15 protein-coding genes are annotated in these 17,376 nt (G+C 64.8%); 10 read left to right on the forward strand and 5 right to left on the reverse strand.

Going from position 1 to position 17,376, the window contains the following annotated elements:
• Together ACX80X_RS10330 and ACX80X_RS10335 are read right to left on the reverse strand one after the other, a co-directional pair.
• A partial coding sequence (locus ACX80X_RS10330; protein WP_459311914.1) for an FGGY family carbohydrate kinase occupies positions 1-388 on the reverse strand: 388 nt, incomplete at its 3' end.
• Positions 385-1,335: a sugar-binding transcriptional regulator gene (locus ACX80X_RS10335; protein ID WP_252599427.1), complete on the reverse strand. Its 951-nt coding sequence runs from the start codon at positions 1,333-1,335 to the stop codon at positions 385-387. The genes ACX80X_RS10330 and ACX80X_RS10335, both read right to left, overlap by 4 nt.
• Positions 1,336-1,562: 227 nt before the next feature.
• On the opposite strand from ACX80X_RS10335, the gene ACX80X_RS10340 reads away from it, so the two are divergent.
• The 6 genes from ACX80X_RS10340 to ACX80X_RS10365 all read left to right on the forward strand — a co-directional run bounded on the left by ACX80X_RS10340 (position 1,563) and on the right by ACX80X_RS10365 (position 8,332).
• Positions 1,563-2,912, forward strand: coding sequence for an ABC transporter substrate-binding protein (locus ACX80X_RS10340; protein WP_252599426.1), 1,350 nt, complete (start codon positions 1,563-1,565; stop codon positions 2,910-2,912).
• Between the two features lie 65 nt (positions 2,913-2,977).
• Positions 2,978-3,946: a carbohydrate ABC transporter permease gene (locus tag ACX80X_RS10345; RefSeq protein ID WP_252599425.1), complete on the forward strand. Its 969-nt coding sequence runs from the start codon at positions 2,978-2,980 to the stop codon at positions 3,944-3,946.
• On the forward strand, positions 3,943-4,860 hold the full coding sequence (locus ACX80X_RS10350; protein ID WP_252599424.1) for a carbohydrate ABC transporter permease: 918 nt from the start codon (positions 3,943-3,945) through the stop codon (positions 4,858-4,860). Before ACX80X_RS10345 ends, ACX80X_RS10350 begins: the two co-directional genes overlap by 4 nt.
• A 39-nt stretch (positions 4,861-4,899) precedes the next feature.
• A complete protein-coding gene (locus tag ACX80X_RS10355) occupies positions 4,900-5,961 on the forward strand; it encodes an NAD(P)-dependent alcohol dehydrogenase (protein ID WP_252599423.1) in 1,062 nt (353 codons plus the stop codon).
• Positions 5,961-6,626, forward strand: coding sequence for a nucleoside/nucleotide kinase family protein (locus ACX80X_RS10360; protein ID WP_252599422.1), 666 nt, complete (start codon positions 5,961-5,963; stop codon positions 6,624-6,626). The genes ACX80X_RS10355 and ACX80X_RS10360 overlap by 1 nt, the downstream gene beginning before the upstream one ends.
• Positions 6,627-6,853: 227 nt before the next feature.
• A complete protein-coding gene (locus ACX80X_RS10365) occupies positions 6,854-8,332 on the forward strand; it encodes a mannitol dehydrogenase family protein (protein ID WP_252599421.1) in 1,479 nt (492 codons plus the stop codon).
• A gap of 249 nt (positions 8,333-8,581) precedes the next feature.
• On the opposite strand, the gene ACX80X_RS10370 is transcribed toward ACX80X_RS10365, so the two are convergent.
• From ACX80X_RS10370 to ACX80X_RS10380, 3 genes are all read right to left on the reverse strand, one after another.
• Entirely contained in the window at positions 8,582-11,629 is a 3,048-nt protein-coding gene (locus tag ACX80X_RS10370; protein ID WP_252599420.1) for a Tn3 family transposase, read from the reverse strand.
• A gap of 218 nt (positions 11,630-11,847) precedes the next feature.
• Positions 11,848-12,330, reverse strand: coding sequence for an SRPBCC family protein (locus tag ACX80X_RS10375; protein WP_252599419.1), 483 nt, complete (start codon positions 12,328-12,330; stop codon positions 11,848-11,850).
• A complete protein-coding gene (locus ACX80X_RS10380; protein ID WP_252599418.1) occupies positions 12,327-12,686 on the reverse strand; it encodes an ArsR/SmtB family transcription factor in 360 nt (119 codons plus the stop codon). Before ACX80X_RS10380 ends, ACX80X_RS10375 begins: the two co-directional genes overlap by 4 nt.
• Before the next feature lie 170 nt (positions 12,687-12,856).
• On the opposite strand from ACX80X_RS10380, the gene ACX80X_RS10385 reads away from it, so the two are divergent.
• The 4 genes from ACX80X_RS10385 (at position 12,857) to iolD (ending at position 17,366) form a co-directional block, all read left to right on the forward strand.
• On the forward strand, positions 12,857-13,261 hold the full coding sequence (locus tag ACX80X_RS10385) for a tautomerase family protein (protein WP_252599417.1): 405 nt from the start codon (positions 12,857-12,859) through the stop codon (positions 13,259-13,261).
• A gap of 187 nt (positions 13,262-13,448) precedes the next feature.
• On the forward strand, positions 13,449-14,483 hold the full coding sequence (gene iolC, locus ACX80X_RS10390; protein WP_058932781.1) for a 5-dehydro-2-deoxygluconokinase: 1,035 nt from the start codon (positions 13,449-13,451) through the stop codon (positions 14,481-14,483).
• The gene (locus ACX80X_RS10395; RefSeq protein WP_252599416.1) at positions 14,480-15,403 is read left to right on the forward strand and encodes a Cgl0159 family (beta/alpha)8-fold protein; all 924 of its coding nucleotides are present in this window, start codon (positions 14,480-14,482) and stop codon (positions 15,401-15,403) included. Before iolC ends, ACX80X_RS10395 begins: the two co-directional genes overlap by 4 nt.
• A gap of 34 nt (positions 15,404-15,437) precedes the next feature.
• Positions 15,438-17,366, forward strand: coding sequence for a 3D-(3,5/4)-trihydroxycyclohexane-1,2-dione acylhydrolase (decyclizing) (gene iolD, locus ACX80X_RS10400; RefSeq protein ID WP_252599415.1), 1,929 nt, complete (start codon positions 15,438-15,440; stop codon positions 17,364-17,366).
• Positions 17,367-17,376 lie beyond the last annotated feature (10 nt).

Consider the following 17,376-nt stretch of genomic DNA (forward strand, 5'->3'; position numbering starts at 1 on the left):
TGGTGATGGTGAACGAAGCGACCGGGACAAGGTTGACGGCGTCGACCCACCCCTCGGGTCCCAGTTCATCCCGCAGGCGCGCCGCATCCGCTGCACTGCGGGTATCATTCCACAGCAGCGCGTCATACACGGGTTTTCGGGAACTGTCGAGGGCGACCATTCCATGCTGCTGGGCGGCAACGCTGACGGCGGCGACGGAGCCACCCAGGCGGTCCGCGCCGGCTGCCTGCCATGCTTCACGCAGGGCGGAGGTCCAGATTTCGGGGTTCACCGATGTGCGGTCGGGGTGCGGGGCCACTGCCGAAGAGATGACGTCTCCGCTTTGGGCGTCCACGGCGAGGACTTTGCAGGACTGGGTGGAGGAATCCACTCCGATGACAACGCTCATTGACTATTTTCCTTATCGATCTGGTCATTCAGGGCTTTGGCCAGCGGCTCATCAACGATCAAGGTGGTGACAAAGCCGGCCCTGGCCACGGCCCGCACGGCGTCTGCCCGTGCCTTCCCTTGCGCTATGGCAATGACCTTCGGGGTCCGCTGCAGCTGCTTGATGGTGACGGCTATGATGCGCTCGTCCAGTCCGGATTCGACCGGAACTCCCGCTGAGTTCAGCAGCCGCCCTGAACATTCCGCTACGGCGCCGGCCAGCACCGCTTCCTCGCGCACCGCAGGATCCGCCCGTTCCCAGACCGTGGAGCAGCCGGGTTTCCAGGCGCCGATTGCCACCACAGCCAGGTCGAGGGAATCCGCCTTGGCCAGCGCCCCGGCAATCTCCGGCTGACGCAGCAGACCCGATGCCGTCGCCGGATCCTCAACCACCAGAGGTGACCACAGGGGCCAGGCCAGTCCGCCGCTCAAATGTGACAGCCGCTGGATGAGCTCAAGCGGATTGCTGTCTGCTTCGGCCGGGAGGGCACCCGCGAGCTGGACGATGTCGCACCGGGGAAGTTCTCCGACCAGCCGGGAGGCAACGTCCAGGGTGCGGGACCAGGAAATACCGAGGGTCCCGCCGGAGGGCGCCTGACGTGAGATTTCCACCGCCGCGGCCTTTGCCAGGATCCCGCGGGCCTGGATTTCTTCACCCACCGCGTCCACGACGATGACCTGGCGCACGTTCAGGGAAGTCTCAATTCGCCACACGTCCGCGCTCGAGAGGTGGGACGGAAAATGAACCTTGATCTCCACGATGCCCCTCTCGCGGGCTTCGGTCAGCAGCCGTGCGACCTGAAACCGGGAGAGGTCGTAGTTGGCCGCAATTTCCACTTTGGGGCGGTTCTCCAGGTAGTACTCCCTTCCGATGCGCGCCAGAAGCTCCTCATGAGATTGTTCGGGCATGTCGTTGCTCTTTCCACCGACTTAACGTTTGAGTCCGGGCTATTGCTCAAATGAGTATATATGACTAGAGTCACTTAACACATGAGCGGTTCCGGGTCGCTCAGATGTGCACATAGTGTTTTGAACGGGGCGGGGATGCCCCGACATCTGGGTCCTGGAATCCACGCAGAAGCCTGCAGACGGCTCAGACAGCGGTATCCCGACCTCATAAGAACAAAGGAGTCCTAATGCGACCCAAGTCCCGTTTGGCCGCAGTCGCGGCCGGCACTATTACTTTTGCCCTCGCCCTGTCGGCCTGTTCCGGCGCCGGTGGCGGCTCGGCGGCAGGCGATCAGAACAGCCTCAACGTCCTGATGGTCAACAACCCCCAGATGGAGGACCTGCAAAGGCTGACTGCAGATAACTTCACCAAGGACACCGGCATCAAGGTCAACTACACGGTGCTGCCGGAGAACGATGTCCGGGCCAAGATCAGCCAGGAGTTCTCCAGCCAGGCCGGGCAGTACGACGTTGCGTCGCTGTCGAACTACGAAATCCCGTTTTATTCAGCCAACGGCTGGCTGGCACCGCTCGACAATGTCGCGAAGGACGCGGAGTTCAACCAGGCGGACATCCTGCCGGCCTACACGGCATCCCTCACGGGCAAGGACGGCAAGCTTTACGGTGAACCGTTCTACGGAGAGTCCTCGTTCCTGATGTACCGCAAGGACATTCTGGACGCCAAAGGGTTGACCATGCCGGAGAAGCCCACCTGGGACGAGGTGGCCGACCTTGCAGCCAAGGCCGACGGTGCGGCGCCCGGCATGAAGGGCATCTGCCTGCGCGGCCAGCCCGGCTGGGGCCAGGTCTTCGCCCCGCTGACCACCGTGGTCAACACCTTCGGCGGCACCTGGTTCGATAAGGACTGGAACGCGAAGGTCAACTCCCCGGAATTCACCGCGGCGACCGAGTTCTATGTGGACCTGGTCCGCAAGCACGGTGAAGCCGGTGCCGCGCAGGCAGGGTTCACGGAGTGCCTGACCAACATGAGCCAGAGCAAGGTCGCCATGTGGTACGACGCCACGTCTGCTGCCGGTTCACTGGAGGCGGATTCCTCCCCGGTGAAGGGCAAGATCGGCTACGCCCAGGCCCCGGTGAAGAACACGAAGTCATCGGGCTGGCTGTGGACCTGGTCCTGGGGCGTGCAGGCAGCGTCGAAGAAGCAGGATGCTGCCGGGAAGTTCATCGCCTGGGCCAGCTCGCAGAAGTATGAAGAACTGGTGGCTTCGAAGCTGGGCTGGGCGAAGGTTCCGTCCGGCAAGCGCATCTCCACGTATGAGAACGCCGACTTCCAGAAGTCCGCCCCGTTCTTCAAGGCCGAACGGACCGCCATCGAAAACGCGGACCCCAAGAACCCCGGTGTCCAGCCGCGTCCCGCCATCGGTGTTCAGTTCGTCGGCATTCCCGAGTTTGCTGACCTGGGCACCACTGTCTCCCAAGGTGTCAGCTCCGCCATTGCCGGCCAGGGATCTGTAGCGGATGCACTGGCCAAGGGCCAGGAAGCCGCTCAGAAAATCGGCGACAAGTACAAGAAGTAACCAGCAACCCACCAAAGGTTCTGTGGCCCGCCTGACGGCGGGCCACAGAACCGCAGGAGAACATCATGACTACAGCAACAGCGCGCGTCTCCGGTCCCGGACACAGCGCATCCAAAACCTCCAAGAACGCCAGGTCGCGTGAACGCGCACTGGCCTGGGCACGGCGTGCGCCGCTGCTGCCGGCCCTGATCTTCCTCATCATCGTCACCCAGCTTCCGTTCGTGGTGACCCTCATCATTTCGTTCCTGAACTGGAACAGCCTCCGCCCGGACCAGACCGGGTTCGCCGGCTTCGACAACTACGTTCAGGTCCTCACCAACGCCGACCTGCGCCAAGCCATCTTCACCACCATCGTCCTCACGGTCTCCGTGGTCCTGGCCAGCCTCGTCATCGGCCTGGGACTGGCACTGCTCCTGGACAAGAAGTTCATCGGCCGCGGACTGGCCCGTACCCTGCTGATCGCACCGTTCCTCGTGGTTCCGGTGGCCGCCGCCCTCATCTGGAAGCATGCCCTCCTCAACCCCACCTACGGGCTGATCAACGGGATCCTGACCTGGATCTGGTCCCTGTTCGGCAGCGAAAACGCGCCCCAGCCGGACCTCCTGTCCCAAGCGCCCCTGATGGCCGTCATCGTGTCGCTGGTCTGGCAGTGGACGCCGTTCATGATGCTCATCCTGCTGGCAGGTTTGCAGTCGCGTCCCATGGACACCGTCGAAGCGGCCCAGATGGACGGCGCGAGCCCCTGGGGCATCTTCCGCCACCTCACCCTGCCGCACCTGCGCCAGTACCTGGAACTCGGTGGCCTGCTCGGGGCCATCTACATCGTGCAGAACTTCGATGCCGTCTTCACCCTCACCTCGGGCGGCCTGGGAACAGCCAACCTGCCGTACGCCATCTACCAGACGTTCTACTTCGCCAACGAATATGGCCTGGCGTCGGCCGCCGGCGTCGTGGTGGTCATCGGCACGATCATCGTGGCGACCTTCGCGCTCCGCACCGTATTCTCGCTCTTCAAGAAGGAGGCAGCACGATGAGCACCCTCACCCCGGCCGCACCCCGGAAATCCGTCCCCGGACCGACCGCCCTCAACACCGGTTCGCGTCGTCGCGGCAAGTCCCGGATGGACCCCACCCGCAACAATACGGCTGCCGGGATCGCGGCATGGCTGCTGGCCCTGCTCTTCGCGACGCCTGTCCTCTGGATGATCCTCACCTCGTTCCACTCCGAAACTGACGCCGCGACCAATCCGCCGTCCCTCGCTGCCAACCTCACCCTCGACGCCTACAAGGAGTTCTTCGGGGCGAGCTCGGGAGTCAGCCCCTGGCCGCCGCTGATCAACTCGGCCACTGCCTCGATCCTCTCGACCGTGCTGGTCCTGGTCCTGGCCATCCCGGCCGCCTATGCGCTGTCGATCCGGCCGGTGAAAAAGTGGACCGACGTGATGTTCTTTTTCCTCTCCACGAAGATGATGCCCGTGGTCGCAGCGATCCTGCCGCTCTACCTCTTCGCCAAAAACGTCGGCGCTTTGGACAACATCTGGTTCCTGGTCCTGATGTACACCTCGATGAACCTGCCCATCGCCGTGTGGATGATGCGTTCCTTCCTCGCCGAAGTGCCGGTGGAAATGCTTGAAGCCGCCCAGATCGACGGCGCCGGCCTACTCCTCACCCTCCGGAAGGTCGTCGCTCCCGTGGCGATGCCCGGCATCGCCGCCACCGCCCTGATCTGCTTCATCTTCAGCTGGAACGAACTGCTCCTGGCCCGCGTCCTCACTGGCGTGATGGCGGGAACCGCCCCGGTCTTCCTGACCGGCTTCGTCTCCAGCCAGGGACTGTTCCTCGCCAAAGTCTGCGCGGCCGCCGTCGTGATCTCCCTGCCGGTGCTGTTCGCCGGCTTCGCCGCCCAGGACAAACTCGTCCAAGGCCTCTCCCTCGGCGCCGTCAAGTAGCCGGCCCTCACCACTTTCGATTCTTAGAGGATTACTCCGATGACAACACCCACCGCACAGTCCCGCACCCTGGCGCACCCCGAACTGCCGGCCACGATGCGGGCCTCCGTCCTGAAACGCCAGGGCGAGATGGCCCTGGAAACCCTGGCCGTCCCGCAGCTTGAAGCCGATCAGGTTCTGGTCAAGGTCGCGGCCGTCGGCGTCTGCGGCAGCGACGTGCACTACTACGAGCACGGCCGGATCGGCGACTACATTGTGGACCACCCGCTGATCCTCGGCCATGAACTCTCCGGCCGGATCGCCGCCGTCGGAAGCGCCGTTGACCCGTCCCGCATCGGCAAGCGGGTCGCCGTCGAGCCCCAGCGGCCCTGCCGCACATGCAAGCAGTGCAAAGCGGGACGGTACAACCTGTGCCCGGACATCGAGTTCTACGCCACCCCGCCGATCGACGGCGCGTTCGCCGAATACGTGAGCATCCAGAGCGACTTCGCCTACGACATCCCGGAGAGCGTCAGCGACGAGGCAGCCGCCCTGATCGAGCCGCTCTCCGTCGGGCTCTGGGCCTGCGAACGCGCCGAGATCAGGCCCGGCAGCCGTGTGCTGATCGCCGGCGCCGGCCCGATAGGCATTATCGCCGCCCAGGCAGCCCGGGCCTTCGGCGCCACCGAAATCTACATCACCGACATCGCAGAAGACCGGCTCGCTTTCGCCCTGGAACACGGCGCGACCCACGCGCTCAACGCCAAAACCGACAGCGTGGAGGGCCTGGACGTCGATGCGTTCATCGACGCCTCCGGCGCGCCGCAGGCCGTCCGCTCCGGCATCAAGGCCGTGGGGCCGGCCGGCCGGGTCATCCTGGTGGGGCTTGGGGCCGACGACGTCGAACTCCCCGTCTCGTTCATCCAGAACCGGGAGATCTGGCTCTCCGGGGTGTTCCGCTACACCAACACGTGGCCTTTGGCCATCCAGTTGATAGCCGACGGCAAGGTGGATCTGGACGTCCTGGTCACCGGCAAGTTCGCCCTCGCCGAATCCGAGGAAGCGCTCAAAGCCGGCAAGCAGCCCGGCCAGCTCAAAGCCGTCGTCTACCCGGGCCGCTGATGGACCTCGCTGACACCGGACTGCCGGGGACCCGGGGGCCCCGGTCACCGGAGGCGGAACGGGCCGTGGCGGATCTCCGGCTTCGCCTCGCCGACGGGAACAGAATGCTGCTCGGTATCGTGGGAGCCCCCGGATCGGGTAAGTCCACCTTCTCCGCCTGCCTGCAGAAACTTCTCGGAGCCGGGTCCGCCGTCGTGGTGCCGATGGACGGCTTCCACTTGGGAAACAAGATCATCGACGGCACACCGCTCAGGGAACGCAAAGGCGCCATCGACACGTTCGACGTCGGCGGATACCTCTCCCTGTTGCAGCGCCTCGCACGGCGGGACGAGCACGTGGTCTATGCGCCCGATTTTCGCCGCACCATCGACGAACCGGTGGCCGCGTCCATTGAAGTACCCGCAGCCGTACCGCTCGTCATCACCGAGGGCAACTACCTCCTCGCGGAACTGCCCCCGTGGCAGCAGGTCCGGGCGCAGCTGGACGAGGTGTGGTTCCTGGATACACCCCGGCACCTGCGCCTTTCCCGGCTCGTGGACAGGCACATCCTCTTCGGCAAAGACCGCCCCGCAGCGCAAGCGTGGGCGGCCGGTTCCGACGAAACCAACGCCCAGCTGATCGAAGCCACCCGCCATGCGGCAGACCGGATCATCCCGTGGTCCTGACCCCTGCACAAGCAAGGAGGCAGTAAATGCCACCACCTGAAGCTCTTCCACCGGGCGTTCAGCCGAAAACGGCAGGCGCGGCTCCATCCCGGACACGTTCAACGCACTTTCTGTCCTTCCCGGCAAGGCAAGAATCATTGGCTGTTTCCGGGAAGAGGCCAGCCCGCCATGGGCCCGGGAACCGGGCTCCATGCCGATCGACCAGCACATTCTGAAAGGCTAAACACATGCATTCACTCACCAGCTCAACTCTCCCGGAACTCCCCGCTGCTGTGGGCAAACCCTCTTATGACCGCTCAGCTTTGACGGCGGGAATTGTCCATTTCGGCGTCGGCGGCTTCCACCGCGCACACCAGGCCATGTATCTGGACCGCTTGATGAGCACCGGCCACGCACTTGACTGGGCGATCTGCGGCGTTGGGGTCCTGCCCGGCGACGCCCGCATGAAGCAGGTAATGGACAGCCAGGACTGCCTCTACACCCTCGTGGTGAAAAACCCGGACGGCACCCGGGAGGCGCGGGTCATCGGCTCCATCATTGAATACCTTTTCGCCCCCGACGACCCGGATGCTGTTATCGAAAAGATGGCCTCGGACGCCGTCCGCATCGTCTCGCTCACCGTGACGGAGGGCGGCTACAACTTCCACCACGTCACCGGGGAATTCAACACCGAGAACCCGGACGTCATCCACGATCTCCAGCCCGGAGCCGCACCGCGGACAACCTTCGGGCTGGTCACCGAGGCCCTTGCCCGGCGCCGCGAACGGGGTTTGGAGCCATTCACGGTGATGTCCTGTGACAACATTCAGGGCAACGGCGACGTCGCACGGAAAATGTTTACCGCCTTCGCATCTCTCAAAGATGCCGAGCTTGGCGGGTGGATCGAGGAAAACGTGCCTTTCCCCAACAGCATGGTGGACAGAATCACCCCCGTGACCACGGACGAGGACCGAGGCGCCATTGAGGAGGAATTCGGGGTGAAAGACGCATGGCCCGTGGTCTGTGAGCCCTTCGAACAATGGGTGCTCGAAGACCATTTCAGCCTCGGCCGTCCGCCCTTCGAAGACGTCGGGGTCCAGCTGGTGGAAGACGTGGAACCCTATGAGCTCATGAAGCTGCGCCTGCTCAACGCCAGCCACCAAGGCATGTGCTATTTTGGCTACCTCGCCGGCTACCGCTACGCGCATGAAGTCTGCCAGGACCCGTTGTTCTCCCAGTTCCTGCTCGACTACATGGACAAGGAAGCCACGCCGACCCTGCAGCCCGTTCCGGGCATCGACCTCGACGCCTACAAGCACACTCTCATCGAGCGCTTCTCCAATGAATACGTCCGCGACACCCTGGCCAGGCTGTGCGCCGAGAGCTCAGACCGTATTCCCAAGTGGCTCCTGCCGGTGATCCGCATCAATCTGGCAAACAACGGCGAAATCCATCGCTCTGCAGCAATTGTGGCCAGCTGGGCGCGGTACGACGAAGGCACCGACGAGCAGGGCAACCCCATCGAAGTAGTTGACCGCCTGAAAGATACCCTGATGGCCGCCGCCGCCCGGCAGCGCCAGGACCCGCTGTCCTTCATCTCGGACCGCGAAGTCTTCGGCGCCCTCATCGATGATGAACGGTTTGTCATGGCCTACTCCGACGCCCTGACGGGCCTCCATGACCATGGCGCCAAAGATACCCTTCGATCCCTAAAGCCGGGGCTCTAGACTCCACGAATCGTATCTTATGGAGGGGCGCGACCGACTGCCGAGCTCCTGACCGGCCCGAAATTCTAATCCCTCGAGCGCCCGTTCAAGTTTCCGCATGACCGACGCCGAAACCGGCAACTCATCCCGCGAATTAACCGCCTTTCTCGGCTAACAATCACACGCCGGCAGTGACCGGGTGTCGGTAGATGATCGTTTTCCGACACCCCTTAATGCCCCGGTTTCTTTCCGTTGCCTCTCAGGCTCTTCTTACTCCTCGTTGCTGTCGCGGTGGTCGGGATCGCGCAGAGTGCGCCGGCCACCGGCGAGGTCGGGAAGTTGGAAGGAGTAGTGACCGTGGACGTTGATGTGCCGGCGCACGTACGCCGACAGGCGGGCGACATCGGCATCGAGCACCGGGTAGCCCTGTTCCCGCAGCGTGGTCAGGGCGTGGTCAAGGTAGACCGTGTTCCACAACGTCACACAATTCAAGACAAGGCCCAGGGCGCCGAGTTGGTCTTCCTGCCCGTCACGGTACGCCTGGTGGAGCTTGCCCTCCCGGCCGTGGAAGATGTGCCTGGCCAGGGCGTGGCGGCCCTCCTGGAGGTTGCGCAACGCTTTCATTTCCCGGCGGTAGGCCGGGTCATCGACGAAGGTGAGGATGTGGAGGGTTTTGAAGATCCGCCCGTAGTGTGCCACCGCCTCGCCCAGATCAGTCGGTCGTCCGTCGCGTTGCAGGATACGGATCACATCGTGGGCGGAGACCTCGCGGGTGTGGATCGAGGCGGCGATCCGGCAGATGTCCGGCCAGTGCCGACGGACCTTCTCGATGTCGATCTTTCCCCGGGCGGTCCTGTCGAGCCTGCCGTAGTCGGCTGACCGGTTGATCCGCCACAGCTTGGCGTCGGGCAGGTCCGCGAGCACCGGCCGGTAGTCGAATCCCAGCAAGGTGACCAGGCCGAACACGATGTCGGAATAGGAGCCCTGGTCGGTGATCAGCACCTCGGGCCGGTGGCTACCGTCGGGGTTGTAGAGCAGGTCCACGAAGTGAAGGGTGTCCTTCGGCGTGCCCGACACCACCTTGGCCGCCAGCCCGACGGACTGATCGGAGATCATGTTCAGCCAGGTCACGCCCTTCTTTCGGTGGAAGTACTTCGGGTTTGGGCGGGCGTCGACGGAGCGGACCGGCACGATGAACCGGATCCCGTCGACGGCGGCAACCAGCCCGCCGCCCCACTCCTGCGCCAGGTCGCTGGCGCCCTGGGCCTCGATGAGCACCGCGTTGGCTGCGGCGTAGGAGTCCGAGCCGAGGTAGTGCTGGTCGACGTGGGAGAGCCGGTCGCGGGTCAGCGCGGGAGCGTCGGCGATCACCGGTCCGAACCCGATGTTGAGCGCGTGCGCGGTCAGCAGCGCGGCGACCGAGACGTGCAGGTCGGTCAGCCGGGAGGACACGCCTGCTGCGGAGGTGAAGGAGGCGGTGAAGTCCGGGTGCCAGCCCATCACCTCGAGCACCAGTTCGGACAGGTCCACGCGCGGAATCATGCCCGCTACACGGGTGCGCAGGTCTTTCAGGCTGGGCGACTCCTCCAACGCGTCGTCCTTGCCGAGGTGCATCCGGCCGTCGGTGTCCACGGTGATGTCCCCGCCGGCGGTCATCCCGCCGGACACCGTTCGCCACGCCGCATCCAAGGTCCCGGCATGCTCGGCGAGCAGCGAATCGGGCTGCTCCGGCAGCAGCAACGCGCCCAGCGCCGGGCCCTTCGCGTTCTCCCACGCCGGGCCAGATAGCAGCCGGGCCCGGGGATCTGACCAGCGGTCGGAGGTGGCCGCGAAGATGTCGCGGTGCTTGAGCGCGGTGTGGAACTGCTCCAGAACGCAGAACACGTAGGCGTTGCGGTCCACCGTGCCCCCGGGCCTGCCGGCGGGGAACACCAGCTTCTGCCACCAGCCCTTCGGCACCACCGACAGGTCGACCTTGCGGGCATCCAGGTAGCCCTTGGGCACCTTCACCGTCTCCCGCAGGTCCAGCAGATGCGCCAGATCCTGCATCGCCCCCAGGATCTTGTGTGCGTCGGCGGTCGCCGCGAACCCGACTACCTCGCACAGCATCTTGGCGAAGCCGCGCACCGTGGCGTACCGCTCCACGACCGCCTCCCGCCACTGCCCCTCCGGTTCGGCCTGCGGCGGCGGGATGATCTCCCGGATTCCCTCCACCGCCGCAGCGATCTGTGCCCGGGAGCCCACCTGGTGCTCGATCATCGCCCACACCATGCCCAATGGCATCGTCTCACTCGCATCCTCGGCCTCGAGCAGAAGTTCCACCACCGACTGGAGTATCCGGGCGTGCCGGGCGACCATCGGCGCCCGCTTTATGGTGGCCTTCTCCGCGGCCTTGTTTGCCCGCCCGATCAGCTCGTTAGACATGAATACGTCGAACAGTTCCAGGGCATCGTCGGTGGCGCTCACCTCCAGCCACCGCACCGTGGCCAGCAGCGTGGCGATCTTCTTCTCGTACGGCAACCGGTCAAGCTTGGTCGCCGTCTCGTTCCTGCCCTCCTTCGCCAGGGCGATCAACCGCCGCTTGGGCACCCCGGCCACATCCACCTCGCCCAGGTGCATCCCGGCGATCTCCGATACCCGGTTCAGCGCCATGACCATGCCGCGCCCGGTCGTGTTCTTACCCGCCTTGCGCCACATCTCCAACTGCGACCAACGGCTACCCCCGGGCACCTGCAGCAGTTTCTCCAGCTCAAGGGCCTGCCCGCCGGTCACGGCCCGCGCCAGGGCGGCGTACAGCCTGGTTTCGGCCTTTTTACGGACGCTGGCCACCTCGTCCCGTAACGTCGTGACCCCCGGCAGGAGTGCTCTCCGCGCCCGTAGCCATCCCACCGCTGCGTAGAACAGCGGCTTCGGTTGATCACCGGTCGTCCACGCCTGCCCGTCCAACCAGCCGATCAACTCCGCTTCCGCCGAGGCGTAGGAAACGTAACCGTATACCTTGGCGATCTCTGCCTGATGCTCAAACCGTGTCGGCCGCCGCTCCAAGTACCCCTTCACGCACGACGGATCGGCCACCCCGACTTGTCCGGCCACATAATCCACCACCGCAGTCGGTACGTCGAGAGGATCTTCCAGGAACGTGCCCAGGCGCCGGACGGTCACCAACTGGAGACTGAACCCGAGCCGGTTGTGATCACCGCGCCGTTTCGCTACGAGGTCCAGATCGGCGTCGTCCAGGAAGAAGAACCGTTCCAACACCGCCTGTTCCGGGGCCTGCGCCTCGAATCGCCCGTACGAGGCCTCCTCGGCCGCAGTCAAATATTTATGTTTAGCCACACAGGCTCAACGAACCGAGGCAACCATCGTTACCGCCGGAGATCGGCTTAGCGTGACTTTCCCGAGCATTGGTCCTCAAGCCCCGGCTCGACCACCGGTGCAGCGACGGGTCTCGACGGGCTCGACCACGAGTACGACGGCGGCCGGTTACCTTCTCCAGGAAGGTGACCGGCCGCCGTCGTACTTGTTTAAGGGCTGTTCTAGACCTTGGCGCCGCTGAGCAGTTCGTCGAGCCGCTCGTAGCCCTCGGACATGCCGCCCTCCATGCCGGACTGCGCCATGCCGTCGCGGGCCTCCTGGGTGGGGTAGACGGAGTGGCCCCGGACGCGGGACCGGCCGTTGCCGAGGTCTTCGAAGGTGAGGAACTCGAGGCTGACAACGTCAGGGTAGCCGCCGAATTCGAAGGTCTGGATGGCAAATTCGTTCTCGCGGACGGTGTGATAGACGCCGCTGAATTTGTAAGCGACGCCGTCGGGCCCGGTGTGCAAGTAGCTGTAGCTGCCACCGGTCCGGAAATCGAGATGGTTGATTTCCATCTTCATGCCACGCGGGCCGAGCCACTGGATGACAAGGTCCGGGTCCTTGTGCGCGCGGAAGACGTCCGCAACCGGGAAATCGAATTCGCGGTCGTAGTCGATGAAGGGGAGTCCTTCAGGAATGGTGAGGTTCAGCGGATTGCTCATGATGATTCCTTTAGGTGGTTGCCGCCGGTTGCGGCATTGGATCTGAGCACGGCGTCCAGGCTGCGGAACTGCTCTTCGCGGACCAGCCGGTACTGGTCGATCCACGCTGTGAGAGCCTCCAGCCGTGCGGGATTCAGGTGGACGGGCCGGCGCTGGGCTTCCCTGCTGCGGGTGACGAGCCCTGCCTGCTCGAGGACCTGGATGTGCTTCGAGACTGCCTGTTTGGTGATCGCGAAGGGTTCCGCCAATTCGTTGACTGTGGCCTGCCCGCGGCTGAGCCGGGCGATGATCCGCCGCCGCACGGGGTCGGCCAGGGCCATAAAGGCCGAGTCCAGGGTGCCGTCGTCGGGGTTCATCGTGGTGCAGGCCTTTCTGGATTATTAATCAACTAAATCATTGATCAACCATTTGGTTGTTTAACCATACTCCCGGCCTCGCCGGGGCGGAAGGGCTATCTGGGGATTTTCCTTGCCGATCCTCTCGGAAGTTTGTTAGTATGTCAGGACAAACTTCAGGGAGATGAAAAATGCCGCTGGTACGAATCGATGTTAACCAAGGGCGCAGCGCCGAACAGTTGCAGCGTTTGAGCCGGGGCATACATGATGCCATCCTCGCAGAGTATGCCATCCCGGAGCGCGACTACTTCCACGTTCTCACGGAGCACCCGCAGGGCCAGATTGTCGCCCAGGATGCAGGGCTCGGCTTCGAGCGCACCCCCAACGTGGTGATGATCCAGATCTTTACGCAAGGCGGTCGGAGCCAGGCCGCCAAGCAATCCCTCTTTGCGGCGATCGCCGACCGGCTGGCGGAACTTGATGTTGCCGGTGAGGACGTGTTTATCGGATATGTGGAGAATGCCGCCGGTGACTGGTCGTTCGGCTTCGGGCGGGCGCAGTACGTCACGGGTGAACTGGCCGTCCCCCGGAAGTGATCCCGACGGCGCCAATTCGGCGCCTTGTGCAGGTTGTAAATATGTCAGTACAAACCTTTGACAGGACAATGATTCTAGGGCAAGGTAGTGGTTGTGGCCCCGCTCACGGGGGCCCGGCCAGGAACCCGAGCTCTAGCTCTTGCAGTACAGGGGTATGGAGCTCAAACCAGAAAGGTCCGCGATTACCGTGACCCACGAACTGCTCACGATCGGGCGCATCAGCGTTGATATATACCCGAACGACATCGGGGTGGATCTGGAGGACGTGACGTCCTTCGGAAAGTACCTCGGAGGTTCCCCGTCCAATGTGGCCGTGGCCGCGGCGCGGCATGGCCGCAACGCAGGCGTCATCACGCGCACCGGCGACGACGCCTTCGGAAAATACCTCCACCGTGAACTGCGCAAGTTCAACGTGGACGATACATTCGTTACGCCGGTGAAGGAATGGCCCACCGCGGTGACGTTCTGCGCCATTATGCCGCCGGATGATTTTCCGCTCTACTTTTATGGGCGTTTCCCCACGGCGCCTGACCTGCAGATCAAGGCCGCGGAGCTGGACCTGGTAGCCATCCGCGAGGCCGGGATCTTCTGGTCGACGGTGACTGGTTTGTGCCAGGAGCCCAGCCGCGAGGCCCACCTGGCCGCCCATGCTGCCCGTCCCCGGACCGGTCTCAAGGAAGGCCAGTACACCATCCTGGACCTGGACTACCGGCCCATGTTCTGGGCTTCCGAAGAGGAAGCCCGGGCCGAGGTTGCAAAGATCCTGCCGCACGTCACGGTGGCTATCGGCAACGACAAGGAATGCGCCGTTGCCGTGGGCGAAGGAACCCCTGACGAACAGGCCGACCGGCTGCTGGCCGCCGGCGTCGAGATCGCCGTCGTCAAGCTTGGGCCGGAAGGTGTGATGGCAAAGACCCGCACCGAACGCGTTGTCTCCGCGCCGGTCCCGGTGGAAACCCTCAACGGCCTTGGTGCCGGCGACTCGTTTGGTGGAGCCTTCTGCCACGGACTGCTGTCCGGCTGGCCGCTGGCCCAGGTCCTCGATTACGCCAACGCCGCCGGCGCCATTGTGGCCTCCCGTCTTTCCTGCGCCGACGCCATGCCGACGCCGGAGGAAGTCACCTCGCTGCTGGCCGAACGCGGCCGCCTGGTACCCGCCCTGGCCGGTGCCGCCGCCTCACGCCCGTCCCACACCACAGTTTCCGAAGGAGCAGCGTCTTGAGCGCCAACGATGATCCCCGCCGCTACCAGCACCTGAGCGCCCTCCGGCTCGAAGACCCCGACGCCGTTGCCCGCGCGGCAGCCACCCGCCGGCGCCATCCGGGGCTGAAGTACGGTGTGCAGAACTTCATCGTTGCCGCCGACCACCCCGCCCGCGGAGCCCTCTCCGTGGGGAACGATCCGGTGGCCATGGCGGACCGCCGCGATTTGTTGGACCGCCTGCAGATCGCCCTGGCGAATCCCGCCGTCGACGGTGTCCTCGCGTCCCCGGACATCATGGACGACCTGCTCCTGCTGGGGGCGCTCGAAGGCAAGCTGGTCTTCGGCTCGATGAACCGCGGTGGCCTGGCCGGGCTCGTCAACGAAATCGATGACCGCTTCACCGGCCACACGGCCGCAGCCTTGGAAGCCCTGGGCGCCGACGGCGGCAAGATGCTGACCCGCATCTGCCTCGGCGACCCGGACACCGCCTCCGCCCTGGAAGCCACGGCTCGGGCCGTCAACTCCCTCGCCGCACGCAAGCTGATCGCCATGGTGGAACCGTTCCTCTCGATCTGGCAGAACGGCAAGGTCCGCAACGACCTCAGCCCGGACGGGGTCATCAAGTCCATCGCGATCGCCCAGGGTCTGGGCTCCACGAGCGCCTACACCTGGATGAAGCTGCCCGTAGTGGCCGAGATGGAACGCGTCATGGCGGCCACCACGTTGCCCACCGTGCTCCTCGGCGGGGACCCGGAAGGCACCCAGGACGAGGTCTTCGCCAGCTGGCAGGCCGCCCTGGCCCTGCCCGGCGTCCAGGGCCTCACCGTGGGGCGGACGTTGCTGTACCCGGCCGACGGCGATGTGGCAGGCGCCGTCGCCACCGCCGCCTCGCTGCTCAAGTCGCCGGTGCTGCAGTCATCAGCGAAAGTATCGGAGTAACGTCTCAATGAGTACAGGAACAGCAACACGCAGAATGACAGTCGCCCAGGCCGTCGTCGAGTACCTTTCCAAGCAGTACACGGTGGACCGCATCGGCACCGAGGACTACCGGGAGCGGCTGATTCCGGGGACGTTCGGCATCTTCGGGCACGGGAACGTTGCCGGCGTCGGCCAGGCCCTGAAGCAGTACCAGGCCGCGGACCCGTCCATCATGCCGTACTACCAGGGCCGCAACGAGCAGGCCCAGGTGCACCAGGCCGTGGGCTACGCCCGGCACACCCGCCGCCGCCAGACGTTTGCCATCAGCACCTCCATCGGTCCGGGATCCTCGAACCTCCTCACCGGAGCCGCACTAGCCACCACCAACCGCCTGCCCGTGCTGCTGCTGCCCAGCGACACCTTTGCCACCCGTGCCGCGGACCCGGTCCTGCAGCAGCTCGAGCAGCCCTACGCGTACGACATCACCGTCAACGACGCGTTCCGGCCGCTGTCCAAGTTCTTCGACCGGGTGACCCGCCCGGAGCAGCTGTTCTCGGCGTTCCACCACGGCCTGCGTGTCCTGACGGATCCGGCCGAAACCGGTGCCGTGACCATCTCGCTGCCGCAGGATGTCCAGGCAGAGGCATTCGACGTGCCTGAGGAGTTCCTGGCCGAACGCGAGTGGCGCATCCGCCGTCCCGAGGCCGACGACGAGGACATCCGCCGCGCCGCCGAGGCCATCCGTGCCGCGAAGCGCCCGCTGATCATCGCCGGCGGTGGCGTCCTGTATGCCTACGCCAACGAGGAACTCGCTGCATTCGCTGAGTTGACGGGCATCCCTGTGGGGAACACCCAGGCCGGCGTCGGCGTCCTGCCATGGGACCACAAGTTCTCGCTCGGTGCGATCGGCTCCACAGGGACGACGGCGGCGAATGCCATCGCTGCCGAGGCGGACCTGATCATCGGCATCGGTACCCGCTACGAGGACTTCACCACGGCGTCCCGGACCGCGTTCCAGAACCCGGACGTGCGGTTCATCAACATCAACGTCGCCCCCATCGACGCGTACAAGCACGGCACCTCCCTGCCGATCGTCGCCGATGCCCGCAAGGCCCTGGTCAAGCTGAATCAGGCCCTGGGTGGCTACCGCGTCGGAGCGGACCTGGAAGCGAGGATCGCCGCGGAGAAGAAGCGCTGGGACGCCACCGTTGATGAAGCCTTCGACACCCGCTTCACCCCGCTGCCGGCCCAGAACGAGATCATCGGCGCCACGTCCCGGGCCATGGACGCGGCGGACGTCGTCATCTGCGCCGCAGGCTCCCTGCCCGGTGACCTGCACAAGATGTGGCGCGTCCGGGACCCCTTCGGATACCACGTGGAATACGCGTACTCCTGCATGGGCTACGAAATCCCCGGCGGGCTAGGCGTCAAGCGTGCAGCGCTGGCAGAGGCCGCGCGCGGCGGGGCGCAGCGCGACGTTGTGGTCATGGTGGGGGACGGTTCCTACCTGATGATGCACACCGAACTGGTGACCGCCGTCGCCGAACGGATCAAGCTGATTGTGGTCCTGATCCAGAACCACGGCTACGCCTCCATTGGATCCCTGTCCGAGATGCTGGGTTCGCAGCGGTTCGGCACCCAGTACCGGGCGCTGAACGAGGAGCAGCACAGCTTCGACGAAGGCGAGACCCTGCCGGTGGACCTGGCCCTGAACGCCGAAAGCCTCGGCGTGAAGGTGATCCGGATCGAACCGGGGGAGAAGGTCATTGCCGAACTCGAGCAGGCCATCCGGGACGCCAAGGCCGCGCCTGAACGCAGCGGGCCCATCCTGATCCACGTCGAATCCGATCCGCTGCTGGACGCGCCCAGCTCCGAGTCCTGGTGGGACGTTCCCGTCTCCCAGGTCTCGAACCTCGACTCCACGCAGCAGGCCTTCAAGACCTATACCGACCACAAGAACCGCCAGCGCAAACTGCTCGGTTAGACCCCACAGA

The organism is Pseudarthrobacter sp. MDT3-1, assembly GCF_054510755.1.

Bases quoted from the DNA above. Each gene is read 5' to 3' on its own strand.
- ACX80X_RS10335 (WP_252599427.1), bottom strand. From the start codon at position 1,335: ATGCCCGAACAATCTCATGAGGAGCTTCTGGCGCGCATCGGAAGGGAG.
- ACX80X_RS10340 (WP_252599426.1), top strand. From the start codon at position 1,563: ATGCGACCCAAGTCCCGTTTGGCCGCAGTCGCGGCCGGCACTATTACT.
- ACX80X_RS10345 (WP_252599425.1), top strand. From the start codon at position 2,978: ATGACTACAGCAACAGCGCGCGTCTCCGGTCCCGGACACAGCGCATCC.
- ACX80X_RS10350 (WP_252599424.1), top strand. From the start codon at position 3,943: ATGAGCACCCTCACCCCGGCCGCACCCCGGAAATCCGTCCCCGGACCG.
- ACX80X_RS10355 (WP_252599423.1), top strand. From the start codon at position 4,900: ATGACAACACCCACCGCACAGTCCCGCACCCTGGCGCACCCCGAACTG.
- ACX80X_RS10360 (WP_252599422.1), top strand. From the start codon at position 5,961: ATGGACCTCGCTGACACCGGACTGCCGGGGACCCGGGGGCCCCGGTCA.
- ACX80X_RS10365 (WP_252599421.1), top strand. From the start codon at position 6,854: ATGCATTCACTCACCAGCTCAACTCTCCCGGAACTCCCCGCTGCTGTG.
- ACX80X_RS10375 (WP_252599419.1), bottom strand. From the start codon at position 12,330: ATGAGCAATCCGCTGAACCTCACCATTCCTGAAGGACTCCCCTTCATC.
- ACX80X_RS10380 (WP_252599418.1), bottom strand. From the start codon at position 12,686: ATGAACCCCGACGACGGCACCCTGGACTCGGCCTTTATGGCCCTGGCC.
- ACX80X_RS10385 (WP_252599417.1), top strand. From the start codon at position 12,857: ATGCCGCTGGTACGAATCGATGTTAACCAAGGGCGCAGCGCCGAACAG.
- iolD (WP_252599415.1), top strand. From the start codon at position 15,438: ATGACAGTCGCCCAGGCCGTCGTCGAGTACCTTTCCAAGCAGTACACG.